Source organism: Exiguobacterium sp. s192, assembly GCF_018618795.1.
Taxonomy (GTDB): domain Bacteria; phylum Bacillota; class Bacilli; order Exiguobacteriales; family Exiguobacteriaceae; genus Exiguobacterium_A; species Exiguobacterium_A undae.
The window spans coordinates 1-17,686 of the sequence record NZ_JACSMS010000019.1 but is presented as its reverse complement, the minus strand read 5'-3'; the positions used below and the strand labels follow the sequence as shown (position 1 = coordinate 17,686).

13 protein-coding genes and 4 riboswitches are annotated in these 17,686 nt (G+C 49.3%); all 13 genes read left to right on the top strand.

All coding sequences use genetic code 11. The annotated features are described in order from the left end of the window. Positions 1-40: 40 nt before the first annotated feature. Positions 41-142, bottom strand: a riboswitch (SAM riboswitch). 207 nt (positions 143-349) lie between these two features. Beyond that, a riboswitch (SAM riboswitch) is annotated at positions 350-452 on the top strand. Positions 453-530: 78 nt separating this feature from the next. The 13 genes from mtnK to KNP87_RS16620 all read left to right on the top strand — a co-directional run bounded on the left by mtnK (position 531) and on the right by KNP87_RS16620 (position 17,350). Beyond that, positions 531-1,700 carry an S-methyl-5-thioribose kinase gene (mtnK, locus tag KNP87_RS16680; protein ID WP_214722331.1) on the top strand — a complete coding sequence of 390 codons (1,170 nt, stop codon included), beginning with the start codon at positions 531-533 and terminating at the stop codon, positions 1,698-1,700. Next, the gene (gene mtnA / locus KNP87_RS16675; RefSeq protein ID WP_214722330.1) at positions 1,697-2,743 is read left to right on the top strand and encodes an S-methyl-5-thioribose-1-phosphate isomerase; all 1,047 of its coding nucleotides are present in this window, start codon (positions 1,697-1,699) and stop codon (positions 2,741-2,743) included. The genes mtnK and mtnA overlap by 4 nt, the downstream gene beginning before the upstream one ends. Positions 2,744-2,762: 19 nt before the next feature. Beyond that, on the top strand, positions 2,763-3,845 hold the full coding sequence (locus KNP87_RS16670; RefSeq protein WP_026833984.1) for a sugar ABC transporter substrate-binding protein: 1,083 nt from the start codon (positions 2,763-2,765) through the stop codon (positions 3,843-3,845). Beyond that, positions 3,806-5,362 (top strand): sugar ABC transporter ATP-binding protein, encoded by a 1,557-nt coding sequence (locus tag KNP87_RS16665; protein WP_483299345.1) that lies wholly within the window; start codon positions 3,806-3,808, stop codon positions 5,360-5,362. The genes KNP87_RS16670 and KNP87_RS16665 overlap by 40 nt, the downstream gene beginning before the upstream one ends. After that, positions 5,359-6,384 carry an ABC transporter permease gene (locus tag KNP87_RS16660; RefSeq protein ID WP_214722329.1) on the top strand — a complete coding sequence of 342 codons (1,026 nt, stop codon included), beginning with the start codon at positions 5,359-5,361 and terminating at the stop codon, positions 6,382-6,384. The genes KNP87_RS16665 and KNP87_RS16660 overlap by 4 nt, the downstream gene beginning before the upstream one ends. 368 nt (positions 6,385-6,752) lie before the next feature. Continuing rightward, entirely contained in the window at positions 6,753-7,709 is a 957-nt protein-coding gene (locus KNP87_RS16655; protein ID WP_026833981.1) for an AAA family ATPase, read from the top strand. Then, positions 7,706-8,788 carry a DUF58 domain-containing protein gene (locus tag KNP87_RS16650; protein WP_026833980.1) on the top strand — a complete coding sequence of 361 codons (1,083 nt, stop codon included), beginning with the start codon at positions 7,706-7,708 and terminating at the stop codon, positions 8,786-8,788. The genes KNP87_RS16655 and KNP87_RS16650 overlap by 4 nt, the downstream gene beginning before the upstream one ends. Continuing rightward, positions 8,785-10,857 carry a transglutaminase TgpA family protein gene (locus tag KNP87_RS16645; protein WP_026833979.1) on the top strand — a complete coding sequence of 691 codons (2,073 nt, stop codon included), beginning with the start codon at positions 8,785-8,787 and terminating at the stop codon, positions 10,855-10,857. The genes KNP87_RS16650 and KNP87_RS16645 overlap by 4 nt, the downstream gene beginning before the upstream one ends. 37 nt (positions 10,858-10,894) lie before the next feature. Then, positions 10,895-10,996, top strand: a riboswitch (purine riboswitch). 129 nt (positions 10,997-11,125) lie between these two features. Next, complete coding sequence (gene guaA / locus KNP87_RS16640; protein ID WP_041261800.1) at positions 11,126-12,646, top strand: glutamine-hydrolyzing GMP synthase; 1,521 nt, start codon at positions 11,126-11,128, stop codon at positions 12,644-12,646. 282 nt (positions 12,647-12,928) lie between these two features. After that, the gene (locus tag KNP87_RS16635; protein ID WP_214722328.1) at positions 12,929-13,465 is read left to right on the top strand and encodes a hypothetical protein; all 537 of its coding nucleotides are present in this window, start codon (positions 12,929-12,931) and stop codon (positions 13,463-13,465) included. A 204-nt stretch (positions 13,466-13,669) separates the two neighbouring features. Then, positions 13,670-14,686, top strand: a complete 1,017-nt coding sequence (locus KNP87_RS16630) for an acyltransferase family protein (protein ID WP_214722327.1) — start codon at positions 13,670-13,672, stop codon at positions 14,684-14,686. A 119-nt stretch (positions 14,687-14,805) separates the two neighbouring features. Continuing rightward, positions 14,806-14,907, top strand: a riboswitch (purine riboswitch). A 134-nt stretch (positions 14,908-15,041) separates the two neighbouring features. Beyond that, positions 15,042-16,346 (top strand): NCS2 family permease, encoded by a 1,305-nt coding sequence (locus tag KNP87_RS16625; protein ID WP_214722345.1) that lies wholly within the window; start codon positions 15,042-15,044, stop codon positions 16,344-16,346. A 92-nt stretch (positions 16,347-16,438) separates the two neighbouring features. Continuing rightward, complete coding sequence (locus KNP87_RS16620; RefSeq protein ID WP_214722326.1) at positions 16,439-17,350, top strand: proline dehydrogenase family protein; 912 nt, start codon at positions 16,439-16,441, stop codon at positions 17,348-17,350. Positions 17,351-17,686: the final 336 nt, after the last annotated feature.

Below are 17,686 nucleotides of genomic sequence, written 5' to 3'. Positions count from 1 at the left end.
CCTCGTCAATGACAAGAGACCATGAAAAATTGCGCGTGGACTCTTATCTGTCAGCGTGTTAGCTGCAAGAATTAGCACCGTGCCAAGTGGTCGGTTGCTGCGACATCGTAGGGCTCGTCCCTCCGTCTGCTCTTGATAAGAATTGGATGAAATTGTGAAATCTAATTGCAATTTTCACATGAGATGACGGACTTGTCAAACTAAATTTTGAAAATTTATTTTTTTGAAAATACTTCTTCTATAGATGTCTCCGTTTTGAGCGGATTTCACTAAAATTTGGAATTGACAGAGGGTGGTCGGCGCACGTAGTATTCAAATCAACATCAAACCACACGACAACTACATATGACTCTTATCGTGAGTTGGCAGAGGGAATTGGCCCGAAGACGCCGCAGCAACCGACCATCCGGCACGGTGCTACATCCAACAGACATTCGTCTGAGAGATAAGAGGACGGAGTATTCTACTGCGCCTCTTTTCTTTGACGAAAAGGGGCGTTTTTTCGTGTGATCATCAAGGGGGAAATCAGAATGGGATATCAAGCATTTACAGTACAGGACGCCATCGAACGGGTCCGGACACTCGGTCTGATCGGCAACGAACCGGTGACGGCAGAAGAAATCGGTGACGGCAATTTAAATCTGGTCTTTCGGATTCATGCGGGGGACCAGCACCTGATTTTAAAACAAGCGTTACCGTATGCGAAGGTCGTCGGTGAAAGCTGGCCGCTGTCGCTCGAACGGGCATGGATCGAACAGTCCGCGTTAAAAGAATTCGCGAAAGTCGCGATTCCGTTTGTTCCGCGTGTGTATCATGCGAGCAAAGAAGAAGCCTTCACGGTGATGGAAGACTTGTCTCATCTGACAATCGTCCGGGCTGGATTGCTTGCGGGAGAGAAGTATCCGTTGCTCGCGGAACACATCGGTTCGTATTTGGCCCGGACACTGTTTTATACGTCGGATTTTGCCCTCGGACCGGTCGAGAAAAAACAGATCGCCCGTCAGTACTACAATCCGGATCTGTGCGACATCACGGAGAAACTGATTTTCACGGACCCGTTTTATGACGCGGAAACAAATGCGATTGAAGCAGGACTGGAAGCGGAAGTCGACCGGATCTGGAACGACGCGGAGCTGAAACGGGAAGTCGCGAAGCTCGAAACACTGTTCATCACGAAAGGTGATGCCTTGCTGCACGGCGACTTACATACAGGCAGCATCTTCGCCTCGGCGGAAGAAACCAAGGTCATCGATCCGGAGTTCGCGTTTTACGGTCCGTTTGGGTTTGATGTCGGTCAGTTCATCGCCCATCTGTTTTTTGCCGCTTATCCGGACTATGACCGGTTGCGCGAGGAACGGATCAAGGACATCGATACGTTTTGGCTGACGTTTGCGTCCACGTTCAAGGCGTTGTGGGAGCGGGAAGCGGTGGAGCCGTTCCGTTCAGCGGACGGTCTCGTCGAGGATGTCCTCAGTACGATTTTACAAGATGCGCTTGGATTTGCCGGATGCGAGTTGATTCGCCGGACGATCGGACTGGCACCGGTCGCGGACTTGGAACAGATTACCGATCCGACCGTTCGTCTCGAACGAAAACGTCATGCGTTACGCCTCGGTGCTGCGTTGATCAAACGCCGGACGGAATGCAAGACGTTTACGGATCTGCGGAACTTTGATGTAACGGAGGAACTCAGCCGATGAGTCAATTCGTTCAGAGCATCATCTATGAAAACGGGACAGTGACGATCTTGGACCAAACCCGTCTCCCGGAAGAAGAACGGTATGAAGTCATTCACGATTTGGCGCAGGCGATTGAAGCGATTAAACAACTGCGTGTCCGGGGGGCGCCGGCGATCAGTTTATTCGGTGGTTTCGTCCTCGTGCAGGAAGCGTTTCGGACAACAGGATCGCTTGACGAAGTGAAACAGGAACTGTTGACGGTGTCGGCCCAATTACTGGCCACACGGCCGACCGCCGTCAATTTGCGGAACGTGCTCGACGAACTGAATCAGCTCATCGTTTCGGCAACGACGCTTGCAGAACTGCCGAAACGTCTGGAACGAAAAGCGGTCGCGCTTTATGAAGCGGATGCCAAGACGTCACGGCAAATCGGCGTGCATGCTTTGGAGCTGTTTCAAGCGGATGACCGGGTGTTGACGATTTGTAATGCCGGATCGATTGCGACAGCGGCTTACGGGACGGCACTGGCCCCGTTTTATCTCGCCAAGGAGCAAGGCATCCCGTTATCCGTCTATGCGTCGGAAACACGGCCTTTGTTGCAGGGTGCGCGTTTGACGACATGGGAGTTGCAACGGGCAGGGATTGACGTCACCTTGATCACGGACAATATGGTCGCGCATACGATCAAGGAAAAACAGATCACCGCCATCATCGTTGGAGCGGACCGGATTACAAGGAACGGCGATACGGCCAATAAAATCGGGACGTTCCAGCTGGCGTTACTCGCACGTGCCTTCGGAATTCCATTTTACGTCGCCGCACCGCTGTCGACGTTTGACTTAACGAGTTTATCAGGCGACGAGATTGAGATCGAAGAACGGGCAGCGACGGAAGTGACGCAGTTTGCCGGACAGGTGACGGCGCCTGCGGGTGTACCGGTCTTTAATCCGGCGTTTGACGTGACACCGCACGAACTTATCACCGCCATCATCACGGAACTGGGCGTCATCGAACGACCGAGCGTGGAAACAATCGAACAGACGGTAGGACAACAGACCATTTAAACAGACAGGGGAGATCCAGATGAAAAAATTAGCATTTGCTGTACTTGCACCGGCGGTCTTACTGGCTGCTTGCGCCAATAGTGAAGCGACACCAACAAAAAAAATCAGCGGTGTACCGGAAAGTGTCCAAGGAGACGTCAAGATCGCCGTTATCCGCAATCTCGCGTCCGATGATCATACGAAACAATTTTTGGACGGTGCCCGGTCGGAAGGGGAAGCACTTGGTTTTAAGGTCAACACATTCATCTCCGAAGGCAATGACGTCAAGTTCAAGGAACTGGTGGCACAAGCCGTTCAGCAGGATTATGACGGACTGATCATCTCGCACGGAAAAGAAGATTATGCCTATGACATGATCAAACCGGCAATCGACAAAGGGATCAAGGTCGTGACGTTTGATACGGTGACGAAGAAAAAAGACCAGACGTTAAAAGGCATCACGGAGACGTTCCAAGATGATCACAAACTGGCGCAACTTTCACTCGATGAAGTGACAAAAGTGAAGGACGATAAGCCGGTCCGGGTCATCAAATTATGGTTTGGTCCGGGATTTGCACCGCTGGACCGCCGTCAGGAAATCTATAAGACGTATGAAGCCGACGGCAAAATCAAGACGCTTGAAACGGTTGGACCAACGAACTTCCAGGATGTCCAAGGCGATATTGCGACGAAGATGAACGCGATTCTCGCCAAATATCCGAAAGGAAGCATCGATGCCGTCTGGGGAGCGTGGGACGAAGTTGCCAAGGGCGCCTATAAATCCTTAAAAGATAACAAACGTCAGGAAATCCCGTTGATTTCAATCGATGTCTCGAACCAAGACATCAACTTGATGCGTGAGAAAGGCAGCAACTGGGTGTCAACGAGTGCCGTCGATCCCCACTTGATCGGACAGACGGATATGCGTCTGCTGGCGAAAAAGCTGGCCGGTGAAAAAACACCGGACAGCTTTGACCTGGATGCTAAATTAGTCGAGCAAAAGGCGCTCAAAGCAGATACGACGATGTACAATCTCGATACGATCATCAAAGGCTGGAGCACGTCTGAGAAATTCAACGAACCTTGGATGGAAAAACTGCGGAAAGCGAACGCTTCGAAATGACACAGTCCGATGTGACCAACCGGCTCGAGATGCGTGGGATCTCAATTGAATTCCCGGGTGTCAAAGCGCTGGATGAGGTTGATTTTTCCGTGCGCCGCGGGGAAATTCATGCGCTCGTCGGAGCGAACGGAGCCGGTAAGTCGACGCTGATGAAAGTATTGGCGGGAGCGCATACGTCGTATGACGGGACGATTTCGTTTGAAGGTGTGCCGTTGACAATCGATTCGCCGCGTGCCGCCAAACAGGCGGGGATTGAAATCGTCTACCAAGAGGTCGATACGGCACTGATTTCGTACTTGACGGTCGCAGAAAACATTTGTCTCGATTTGTTGACGAACGGACAGCTCAAAGGGGTCATCCGGCAACGGCGTTTTGAACAGATTGCACTGGAGGCGCTCGGGAAACTCCAGTCTTCCATCGATGTCCGGCAACGGGTCAGTGAACTGCGTCTTGCCGACAAGCAGTTGGTTTTGATCGCTCGGGCACTCGTCCAAGACAGCCGTTTTTTAATCCTGGATGAACCGACGGCTCCGCTCAGTCAGCGGGAGACCGAGCACCTGTTTCGGGTCATCAAGGAACTGGCGACACGTGAACAATTGGGCGTGATTTTCATCTCACACCGCCTTCAGGAGTTGTTTACGATCTGTGAGTCGATTTCCGTCATGCGTGACGGGAAACTGGTCGCCCGCCAAGCACTGGTCGGACAAACGAAAGAGACGATCGTGGAACAGATGCTTGGAAGACGTTTGCAACAGACGGACCGGCAAACAAGACCCGTTGGACAAGCGTTGCTCGAACTCGATCAAGTATCGGTCACGGGACAGCTGGATCAGCTGTCATTGACGGTCCATGCAGGTGAAGTGATTGGAATTGCCGGACTTGTCGGAGCGGGAAAAACCGAGCTCTGTAAGACGATTTTTGGGGCGATTCCGACTGCGGCAGGACAGATTCGAGTAGCGGGAGAACCGGCAAAGATCCGGTCGCCGCACGAGGCAGTCAGCCGCGGGATTGGTCTGGTTCCGGAAGAGCGGCGGAAAGAAGGCATCCTTGTCGCGGATCCGATTTACCAAAACATGACGGCGGCGAGCCTCAAACAATTCGTCAATCGGTTCGGTTGGGTCCAGACCGGTCAGGAACGGACTGCTGCCAACGAGATCATCAAACGATTGGCAATTAAATCAACGGATGAAACGCAACACGTGGCCGGACTTTCAGGCGGGAATCAACAGAAGGTTGCCATCGGTAAGTGGCTGCTCGCCGACGCATCGGTCCTGCTGCTCGACGAACCGACGAAAGGCGTCGATGTCGGGGCGAAACGGGAAATCTTCCACGTGATTCATCAACTGGCCGAACAGCAAAAAGGGATTCTGTATGCTTCCAGTGAATTCGATGAATTGCTGACGGTGACGGATCGGATTTATGTCATGTATGACGGCAAAATCGTGTTCGAGACCAAGACCTCGGAGACGACCGAAGAGCAATTACTGTTATACGCGACAGGGGGGACAACGTCATGAACGAAGTACTGCACGAACCAAGCACGGAACAGGAACACAAAACGGACCGGCAACCGGCCGGTAAACGAATATTACGCTTTTTGAATGATTGGGGGATCGTCCTCGCAATCCTCGCACTCATCTTCTTTTTTGCTGTAACGGCACCAAGCTTTTTACAAGGGGCAAACCTGATCAACATTTTACGCAGCATCTCGATCGTGACGATCATTGCGATCGGTTTGACCGTCTCGCTGACCGTCAACGGTTTTGATCTGTCGGTCGGTTCAACCGCGACATTTGCCAGTTCACTCGTCGTATCATTTTTTGTCTGGTACAGCCTTCCGCTTGGTCTGTCGATTGGCTTGGCGATTTTGATTGCCTTAAGCGTTGCGCTGGTGAACGTGCTGTTGATCGTTAAATTCAAGATTCCCGACTTATTTGCGACACTGGCGACGATGTTCATTTTTGAAGGGGTAGCGATGACGTATACCGGAGGTGGATCGATCAGTGCCGGGATGCCGCGACTCGACGGGACACCGACGGTCGGGATGATTCCGGAAGGATTTTTGACGATCAGTCAGGCGCCGTGGATCATTTTCATCATGCTGGTCGTCGTTGCGGTAACACATCTGTTTTTGAACCATACACGACACGGTCGCTTCTTATACATCATTGGCGGAAATCCGGAAGCGGCACACTTGACGGGGATCCCGGTGCAGCGTTACCGGGCACTGGCCTATGTAATTGCCGGGGGGCTCGCAGCGGTCGGAGGCATTCTCCTCGCTTCACAAGTCGGCTCGTCGCAAATTAACGCCGGATCCGGCTATTTGATGCCGGCGGTCGCAGCAGCGTTCATCGGTTCGTCGTTTGCCGGACAAGGGAAACCAAATGCTGTCGGTACACTCGTCGGAGCCTGCTTGGTCGGGGTGCTCGAAAACGGACTGGTGATGTTATCTGTCCCTTACTATTCCTTGAATATCATCAAGGGAGCTGTCCTGGCACTGGCCTTAGCCTCAACCTATTACCGCTATCAGAAAAAATAATCAAAAAAGTAGGTTTAACTTCTAATAGAATCGGTAATATTCAGTATATGAAAGGATGGTGATGCACATGAATGATTACCAATGTATAGGGAACGATCGCATGTCGCTTCGAGGAGAAGAGGATCACCGGACTTGACGAAGGCAACATGACAATAGACACGGATTGATACGTGTTTTACGTGCAGATTGCACGGCTCAAGAACGGTTTACGAGATGTGATCGTTCCTGAAAGCAGGAAGGGGGAGTCGCGAACAGCGACCCCCCTTTTGTGCGTATTGAGGTACCCGTATTCCTTTAAAAGAAACAGCGGATATGAGATGATATAAAAAGTCAGAAAATTCAACTACTAAATAGCAAGGGGCCAGACAATGCGAACATATACAAAGGAGATTCAAGCGATCATCGACAACGTAGAAAAAGTAATCATCGGTAAAGAAAATGTGATTACGCAATCCTTAGCAGCATTACTTGCCGGAGGGCACGTGTTACTGGAAGACGTACCGGGTGTCGGGAAAACGATGCTTGTGCGGGCGTTCAGCCGTTCGATTGGTTTGACGTTCAAACGGGTTCAATTTACACCCGATCTGTTGCCGTCCGATTTGACGGGCGTATCCATGTATAATCAAAAAACGAGTCAGTTTGAATACCGGCCGGGTCCTTTGATGGGAAACATTGTCCTGGCGGATGAAATCAACCGAACATCACCGAAAACGCAATCGGCGTTACTGGAAGGGATGGCGGAAGCGAATGTGACGGTCGATGGAGAGATTCATACGCTTCCAAATCCCTTTTTTGTCATGGCAACGCAAAATCCGATTGAACATGAAGGAACGTATCCACTCCCGGAAGCCCAACTCGACCGGTTTTTAATCAAGGTCAAAATGGGGTATCCGGATTTCCAGCAGGAGATGAAACTGTTGACGCGGTTTGAGCGGGACGAGCCGATCGAGACACTTGAATCGGTCATCACCCGCGACGAGTTGTTGCGGATGAAGGAAGAAGTAAAGGGCGTTCATGTCTCGCAACCGGTCAAAAAATATATCGTTCAACTGGTCCAAGCGACACGCAGTCATGCGTCACTTTATCTTGGTGCCAGTCCGCGTTCCTCGATTGCGTTGATGAAGGTCGCACAAGCTTGGGCCTATATGGAAGGACGGACCTTCGTCCTGCCGGATGATGTCAAACATTTGTTGACGCCAGTGCTCTCACACCGTCTGATTTTGACGGCAGATGCCAGGTATCATGGACAGACCGCCGAACGTATTTTGGAACAGGTGAAAAAGGAAGTTGCCGTCCCGATCCAGCAAGACGTGGAGTCTTTATGACACGATGGCAAATCGGCTGGCGTTATGCCGTCTTGCTGATCACGGTCACGGCACTCTGGGTCTACGCCCGGATTGACGGCGGAAACGTCGCGTCCCTGTTGTTGTATGTCATGGCAGGATTGACGATCTATTGGACGCTGTTTTTGATTTGGCCGGTCACGCAAGCGATTGCGACGCGTGAGGTGTCGAACAAGATGTTGATTGCCGGGACGGATATTCCGGTCTCTCTGAAAGTCCGGCGGAAGTTTCCGTTTCTTGTCGGCGCTGTCGAAGTGACGGAAGTTGTACCGGAGGAACTGAGTGAAGAAGAACTCAATATCCGGCATCCGTTACGGGCACATTACCGAAAGGTCGAACACATCGACTACATGATTCCGTCGATTCGGCGGGGACTCTATCAGATTCCCGGTTGTATGCTTGAAATTCGCGATCCGTTCGGTTTGTTCATGCGTAAAAAACTCTATCCTGTCGAAACGTATCTGGCGGTGGAACCTGCCCGCTTGGCCGTGCAACTGCCGCATGAGGACGATCGTGGGGACGGAGGAATCTCACCGGTCTCGCTTGATCTCCGGCAGTCGTCCTTCACGGTCGTCGGTGTCCGGGAATACGTCAGCGGGGACCGGATGAATCAGATTGACTGGAAAGCAACCGCAAAGCGGCAAGGCTTGATGACCAAAACGTTTGAACGGGAACAGGAACGCGAGACGACGATTGTGTTTGATGAAGGAACGGTGAGTGACGATGACTTCGAACGAAGCATCTCGATGCTCGCTGCAGCGACGGATCAACTGAACAAACGTCATTTGAATTACCGGATCCATCTCGTCGGACATGGTGTCCAGTCGTTGTCGTTGCCGCTTGAAGGCGCGAAGCTGACCCATTATTTAATGACGGCGCAACCGAGTCGGACCCGCTCGTTCATCGAGTCGTGGGAGTACTCTTCTAAAGCGTTACGACTGAACGGAAACGTCCTGTTCATCACACCGGACCTCGAATCCAACAATGAGTTGTGGATTTCAAAAGTCCGACAGGAAGCGACGGTTCATGTCTATACACCCGAGAGGAGGGAAACCCGATGATACGACGACTGATTTGGAATTTACTCGCGGGACTCCTGTTTGCGAGCTTCATGCCGCCGCTACTTGAGTTGACGACGTTCGAGAGTGTCGTTCCCTTCCTGCCGCTGTTATTGACACCGCTGTTGTTGTCACATCTGCGGCGCAGTTGGTTTTTACTGGGCAGTCTGTTTGCGCTGCTCCTGTCGTTTTATTTCATCTTGATCCCGGGTGAAGCGCCATGGAATCTGTTCCGGGAAATCGCAGGGGACGTCAATCGGGTCATCAACGGAGAGCTTCCGGGACGCCCTGCATTTGCCTTCTCGATTGGACTGATCAGCTTTTTGATCGGCTACCTGGCGCGCCGGACGTTTCCGAATCGCGGGTTCGTCTTTGGTCTCGCGCTTGGTGTGATCGGCTTTATTGCCTATTGCGACACGTGGACGGACTATTCGGGTGAACAGTTCATTATCTATCCGATCGTCTTGGCGCTGCTGTTGCTCTATGCGACGGAAGTCAGCGAACGGCCAAAGGCGTCGTATGTCCGACCGATGAGTGCTTTGTTGATCATTGGAGCGACACTGGTCGCAGCCGTTCAAAGCCCGGTCATCACAGCGACCTGGCAGGACAGTTGGTACGACTGGACCGATGGATTTGAAAGTGAAGGGACATCGTCCAGCCAAATCCAGAAGGTCGGCTACGGCAACAACGATGAACAGTTGGGCGGTCCGTTTCAGATGGACGACCGGGAAGTTTTCCAGGTCGAGAGTGAAGGGAGCCGCTACTGGCGGGTCGAGACAAAAGACATCTATACCGGAAAAGGATGGGTGTTGTCGGAATCCGAGCCGGAAATTGATTCCCGGGGATTTTTCTCGCACTTTGGCGATGACGTCGAAACACGACAGGAACGGGCGACCTTTGAACTGTCGCGCGAACTGCCGTTTGTTCCGTACAACGGTGACAACGTCCGTTTGAGTGTAGACGAGCAACGGCAAAACCTGTTGATTGATCCGGAAAATCAAAAGATTTCTTATCTCGACGATGCCGAACGGCAACAAAATTATCAGATTCAATACACGTATCCGTTATTCACGGAAGAACTGCTCCAGACGGACGAGCCGATTTCATTGTCCGCGATGGAACAAGACCGTTACTTGCAATTACCGGATAACCTGCCGGACCGGGTCCGTGATCTTGCGACAGAGATTGTCGCGGATGAGGACAGTCCGTGGGATCAAGCAAAAGCGATTGAAAATTATTTCGAACAGGAAAACTTCGAATACAACACGGAAGAAGTCGCCGTCCCGGAAGAAAATCAAGATTACGTCGACCAATTCTTATTCGAGACGAAGCTCGGCTACTGTGACAATTTCTCGACGTCAGCAGCTGTTCTGTTACGGGCGGCCGGTCTTCCGGCACGCTGGGTGAAAGGGTTCACAGGAGGCGATTCCGATGTCATCGGGTCAGCCGTGACGAGTTACACCGTCCGGAATAAAAACGCCCATTCCTGGGTCGAAGTTTATATTGAAGGGCCGGGCTGGGTACCGCTTGAGCCGACCGTCAGTTTTGACGGGGCCGGACAGTATACGATCAATCAGGAAACGGACAATGAAACCGAGCAGGCGAATCCGCAACGCGATACGGAAACCGATACGGAAACCGCGACACCGGAACGTCCACAGGAAAATCTGTTGGATGAAGAACAGACGACGACAACGACACAAAACGATCAACAATCGATTCCGGTTTGGCCGATTGTCGGTCTGGTGGTTGGAGGGCTGTTCCTCTATCTCTTCCGCAAAGCGTTGATGCGGACAGCGGCGATTTTATTCTTCCGCAACCAGGTGAATCGTCCGGAAGGATACCGACGGATGTACCGTTACTTGTTACGCCGTCTCGATAAAAAAGGCTTCCACTACAAGGACGGACGAACGCTTGCCGAACTTGCACACGAGGTCGACGGTTACTACGAGACCTATGCGATGCGTCCGTTGACCGATGCCTATGAACGGATGGTCTACGGAGGGGAATCGTTATCCGCTGACAAGAAACGTGAATATTTCGAAAATATCATTCGACGGATAGAGGGTTGATATTTTCGAATTGATACAGTTACAATGGGAACAACGTAAATCATACATGCATCTCCTTTGTATATACTCGCGAATATGGCGTGAGAGTCTCTACCGGGTCACCTTAAACGACCTGACTATGAAGGAGCAGACCCTTCGTATACACTTTTTGTGAAGCGGCCTGCTCTTTTTCCATTTTATCTATGGGGGAAGAGTGGGCTTTTTTCATCGGGTTACGCATGAAATTGGAAAGGCGGGAATAGATTTGGAAGCACATTTGGACCAAGAAATGATCCTCGTCCTCGACTTTGGAGGTCAGTACAATCAATTGATCACACGCCGCATCCGTGATCTCGGAGTTTACAGTGAACTGCATTCGCATAAGATCACTGCAGCGGAAGTAAAAGACATCGCACCAGCCGGTATCATCTTCTCCGGTGGACCACGGAGTGTCTACGCAGAAGACGCGTACCGCTGTGATCCAGAAATCTTTGACCTCGGCATTCCGATTTTCGGAATTTGTTACGGTATGCAATTGATGTCGCAACACTTTGGTGGAACGGTCGAACGTGCCGGACACCGCGAGTACGGAAAAGCGACGTTGACACTCAACGATCCATCACCGATGTATGCGAACCTGCCGCTCGAACAGACGGTTTGGATGAGCCACAGTGACCTCGTCACGTCGGTACCAAACGGTTTCGTCGTCGATGGAACAAACGTCTCGTGCCCAATTGCTTCAATCAAGAACGAAGAACTGAAAATGTATGGTGTCCAGTATCATCCGGAAGTGAACCACACGATGTTCGGCAAAGAACTCTTGAAGAACTTCCTGTTTGAAGTCTGTCAGTGCACAGGCGACTGGTCGATGGAGAACTTCATCGAAATCGAAATCGCGAAGATCAAAGAAGAAGTCGGTGACAAAAAAGTCCTTTGTGCGCTTTCAGGCGGCGTCGATTCTTCTGTTGTCGCGGCACTCATTCACGCGGCAATCGGTGACCAATTGACATGTATGTTCGTCGATCACGGTCTCTTGCGTAAAGGGGAAGCCGAAAGTGTCATGAAGACATTTGCGGACCACTTCCACATGAACGTCATCAAGATTGACGCGCAGGACCGTTTCCTGAACAAGTTAAAAGGCATCTCGGATCCGGAGCAAAAACGGAAAATCATCGGAAATGAATTCGTGTATGTCTTCGATGAAGAAGCGTCGAAGTTAACGGATATGGACTTCCTTGCCCAAGGAACGCTTTATACGGATATCATCGAAAGTGGAACCGATACGGCCCAAACGATCAAATCGCACCATAACGTCGGTGGATTACCGGAAGACATGCAGTTCAAGTTGATTGAGCCGATCAACACGTTGTTCAAGGACGAAGTCCGCGAACTTGGAAAAGAACTTGGATTGTCGGACGAAATCGTCTGGCGTCAACCGTTCCCGGGACCAGGTCTCGGAATCCGTGTCCTCGGTGAAATCACAGACGAGAAGCTCGAAATCGTCCGCGAATCCGATTTCATTCTCCGCGATGAAATCAAAAAAGCCGGTCTCGAACGCGAGATCTGGCAGTACTTCACGGTCTTGCCACCACTTCGTTCAGTGGGTGTCATGGGTGACGAGCGGACATACGACTATGCAGTCGGCATCCGTGCTGTCACGTCGATTGACGGCATGACGTCGGACTGGGCACGCATCCCGTGGGACGTGCTCGAGAAGATTTCGGTTCGGATCGTCAACGAAGTTCAGAACGTTAACCGCGTCCTGTACGATGTGACGTCGAAACCACCTTCAACGATTGAGTGGGAGTAAGTACTAGACTTGATGAGGGTAATCATCTCATGAAGCCTTTTGTACCAACGTTTTAAAGGGGATAGGTGAAATGAAGTCTGTTTCACCTTCAACAATTCGTTTTTAAAATGAAGCTCTCTTTTGTTCACAACTTGTGGATGAAAGGGGGCTTTTTTCGTGACCAAAATCATGGAACTGTTGGATGACTTTAAACTGAACTCGCAAACTCAAGCAGATCGAGATTGCATCCGGTGCTTGCTATAATATGAAGTGAATAATTAAACGGAGTGGGTAGGTGCAATTATGATTGATTGGACATGGACTGAAGTCGACAAATTAGAGAAACAAGAGAAATGGAATGAAGCAAAAGCATATCTACTAAACTCTTGGCGGCAAAATCCCACAGACTTAAAAACTGTGATTCGCCTGGGCTTTTTTTGTTGGTATGTCGTAGTCGAACAAGGACCGCTCGGTATTACAGATGCAGATATAGACACAGGTGAATTAGAGTCTATATTGACTGAAGTAACACATTTTGGTTTGGCTCATTTTATGACGCATGAAGACTTTCTCTGGTGTTTTGGTTATATGATTTCCATGTTTCCTTATTACTTTGGAGACTATGAACAGTGGGAAGAAAAAGGGATTTCTATGTTAAAACGTGCTTATGAATTGTATCCTGAGGAACTTGTATATAAATATTCTTACTTAGGATCTTTCTCTAATACTTACAGAAAACACAAAGATGTATTACAACAGGTACAAACTGTTTTAGAAGATCGATTTAAAGGTGAAGGCTTATTGGCAGAATACTTTAAAGAAGTACTCCGCCAACGTTAACTTTCAATAAGGAACAAGCTCCATACGAATTAAAAATTTGTTTCCAATCGGAAGAGCGACTGTGAGCTGCTTTCTTTTTCGTGTGATGCGTCTACAACATTTCTGTTTCTTTTCTTCAAAAAAACGTGTGTTTAAATATAGACTTTAGTAACTTAAAAAGAGAGATATCAATCAACAGATGAAAAGAGGAGTTGGAGGAAGGGAATGAACGGACGCGATCGGGTTTACGATCATGCCAAACTAGTATTGATTTTTTTAGTAGTCCTTGGTCATATAATCGAGCCCTTTATTTCGAAAAGCCCAGAGTTGGAAAGTGTATTTAATTTTATTTATTTATTCCATATGCCAGCCTTCATTTTCATATCGGGTTATTTTACAAAGGGGGAATTAACTCTTAAAACCGGGCTGAAACTGTTTTGGGACTATCTCGTGTTATTCATCCTGATACAACTGGTATTTGTAGCGGTGATGAAAGGGATCGGAATTGACCAATATCAATTCTTGACGGTACAACCGGCTTATATCTATTGGTATCTGTTTGCGATGTTTGTCTGGAGTCTCCTGCTGCCGGTGGTTCTTTGGTTGGGACGATCCGTCAAAATGGGAATTGGATACGTTTTGTTGGTCAGTATGCTGGTCGCCTTGGGAGCCGGCTACATCGATCAAATCGGCTGGGCATGGAGCTTATCGCGCATTGTCGTCTTTTTTCCGTTTTTTGTGCTCGGCTATTACTTCAAGCGTCGTGGATGGATCATCTATCAGGTGTTCCCGAACCGCGGGATGGCTTTAGTGGTCATGCTGGCTAGTGCTCTGATGATGTGGACATGGCCAAACCTTTTTCAGTTTGATTTGCTGAGTGGAGCGAATTCATATTTCAAGATGGGGTTAGATGAAACTGGACTAATCTTGCGGCTTGTTCTGTATATGATTCAGTGTCTGATGATCATGGCATTCTTTACGTTGTTGCCGAGAAAACCATTCGTATTTTCCCATCTTGGAACGAAGACATTGACGATTTATATTCTCCACGGCTTTCTCGTCAAAGGACTGGTCGCCGCGTCTTACTTTGATGAGCTCACAATCGGACGAGTACTTTTTCTTCCGATGTTATCGGTAGTCCTCGTGATGGTCTTGGGAAGATTGCCCATCCGTTTTCAGTTATCGCCTTACATATTAAAGCAAACTAACCGTGAGAAGAAAAACAAGGAAAAAGTCAGTTAGTCTAAAAAACGCTTCCAAAACCGAACGTTCGGTTTATTTAATCCACTAAATTTCGCTTTTATGGTTGACCGTCTATTTTGTGCGTGCTACGATGTGTCTGTTCTTATTTTTATCATCCACTAAAAAACAAAAAATAATGCCGTATAATTCTGGGGATATGGCCCGGAAGTCTCTACAGGAACACCTTAAAGGTTCCTACTACGGCGTGCACTGATTCTGGTGTGCGCTTAACGAAACGGCTTTTACCGCTTAGGTAACTGCCGTTTTTTTCGTTTCTTGAGACGGCTTATTTGGAAAGAGGGCAACCATGAGCACACAGTTGAAACAGCAGCAACCTAAACCAAAGGAGAACGCGATCGCGCGGTACTTCGATTTTAATGGACTCGGTACGAATATGCGGACAGAGTTCATCGCAGGTATGACGACTTTCTTCGCAATGGCGTACATCTTGTTCGTCAATCCGAACACGCTTGCAGAAGCGGGAATGGATGCCGGAGCGGTCTTCGGCGCAACAGCACTCGTTGCGATCATCGGTTCGGTCACGATGGGCTTACTCGCCAACTATCCGATTGCCTTGGCGCCCGGTATGGGACTCAACGCGTTCTTCGCTTACAGCGTCGTCATCGGGATGGGCATTCCGTGGGAGACCGCTTTATCCGGTGTCTTGGTATCCGGTCTTGTCTTCATGGTGTTAACAGCGTCTGGTATCCGGGAAACGATCATCAATGCGATTCCTGAACCGCTTAAAATGGCAGTTGCTGCCGGAATCGGTTTATTCATTGCTTTCATCGGTTTGAAAACAGGCGGTATCGTCGTCGCCAACGAAGCCACGCTCGTCTCGCTCGGTAACCTTGGTCAAGGAACGACATTACTTGCAGTCTTTGGTTTAGTGGTTTCGGCAGTCTTGATGACACGTGGTGTCAAAGGTGCGATTTTCTTCGGAATGATTTTGACGGCGATCGCCGGTATGATTTTCGGTTTGATTTCGGTTCCGTCAAGTCTTGGTGAGATCGTCTCAGCACCACCAAGCATCGCGCCGACATTCGGCCAAGCGTTCTTACACTTCAACGAAATTTTCACGGTTCAAATGGCGATTGTCATCCTGACGTTCTTCTTCGTTGATTTCTTTGATACAGCAGGTACACTGGTTGCCGTCGCGAACCAAGCAGGATTGATTAAAGAAAATAAAGTCCCGCGTGCCGGTCGTGCCTTGATCGCTGACTCGACAGCAACAGTTGCGGGTTCAATCCTCGGAACATCGACGACCGTCTCGTACATTGAATCAAGTGCAGGTGTCGCAGCGGGTGGTCGTTCAGGAATGACGGCGATCGTTACAGGGTTATTTTTCGGACTTGCCTTGTTCTTCTCGCCATTACTTGCCGTCATCACGGCACCGGTCACTGCGCCGGCCTTGATCATCGTCGGTGTACTGATGGCTTCGTCCCTTCTCCAGATTGACTGGAAGAAGTTCGAATATGCGGTTCCGGCTTTCTTGACGGTCATCATGATGCCGCTCACGTACTCGATCGCGACCGGGATTGCTTTTGGATTCTTGTTCTATCCGATTACGATGATCGCAAAAGGACGCGGAAAAGAAGTCCATCCGATCATGTATGTGATGTCGCTTGGATTCCTCGCGTACTTCATCTGGTTACACTAATTCTTTCAGTTTGTCATGACGTCTTTCTTCTATATAGAAGAAAGGCGTTTTTTTTATACATGAGGGAAAGGAGACTAAGAGGAGGTGTTTCCATGATTGAAAAGATTACAGGTCCCGTCTTTGAATACTTGGCGGAAGACGAACGGTTGATTCAGGTGGCGCGTAAAGTCGGTTTACCTTTAGGTGGAACGTTTTTTGTCGGTGGACAACGGACGGAAGAAACCATTGACACCGTTCGAACGTTTAATGAAGATGGACGGGCGGTAACGGTCGATTGTTTGGGTGAATTCATTGAATCGGAACGCGATGCGGCAGCGATCGCTGATGAATGCATTAAAGTCATCCATCGAATTTCAGAGGAGGGACTGAATGCTCAAGTCTCGCTGAAACTCACATCCGTCGGATTACGACTCGATCCGCGGATCGCGGTTACACAAATGACCCGAATTTTAGAAACGGCAGAACAGTTTGGGATGCGTGTGACAGTTAATATGGAAGAAGAGGCTGTTTGTGAGACGATCATCCAAGTCTTTGAACAGTTGCGACAGCGGTTCGCAAATGTCGGGATTGCCTTGCAAGCCAATTTATACCGGACACGTTTTGATCTCGAACGCTTGCAATCCACCGTTCGTGTCGTCAAGGGGGCATATACCGGTCCGGAAGATATTTATATTGAACGAAAAGAAACCGTGGACGCGACCTATTTACAACTGGTCAAACACAACCTGTTGCAAGGATGTTATACGCAGGTGGCGACACATGACGAAGACATGATTCAAGAAATCATTCGTTTTGTGCATCAACAGGGGATCGGATTCGATCAATTCGAGTTTCAGATGCTGCAAGGGATGCGGCCGAATCGTCAAAAGGAATTAGTCGATGAGGGATACCGTGTTGTCATCTACGTGCCGCATGGTGTCGATTGGTATACGTATCTGATGAAACGTTTGGCGGAACGACCGGCAAACATCGTCTTTACCGCAATCAGTATATTAAGACTTTAAAGGCTTTACAAAGGGTTTTTGGATCCTTTGTAAAGTTTTTTTGAAATAATGCTTGTGTTTGTCGAATTTTGTTGTTATATTAATAAATGTTCCAGCGAGACGCCTTTTATAAACGGTTTGTTGGGGCTGAAAAATCTTTTCTAAAACATGGTTGACATAATCGAAAGAACCTGTTAATCTATTGAAGTCGCTAACACGACGCAAAAGAAATGACGAACTTTGAAAACTGAACGATGAGGCAAAAAACGTATCTTCGGATACAAACAATGAATGAAGCGCAAGCTTCGTCAACGTGACTTCGGTCACACAACGAGCAAGTCAAACACTTTATGGAGA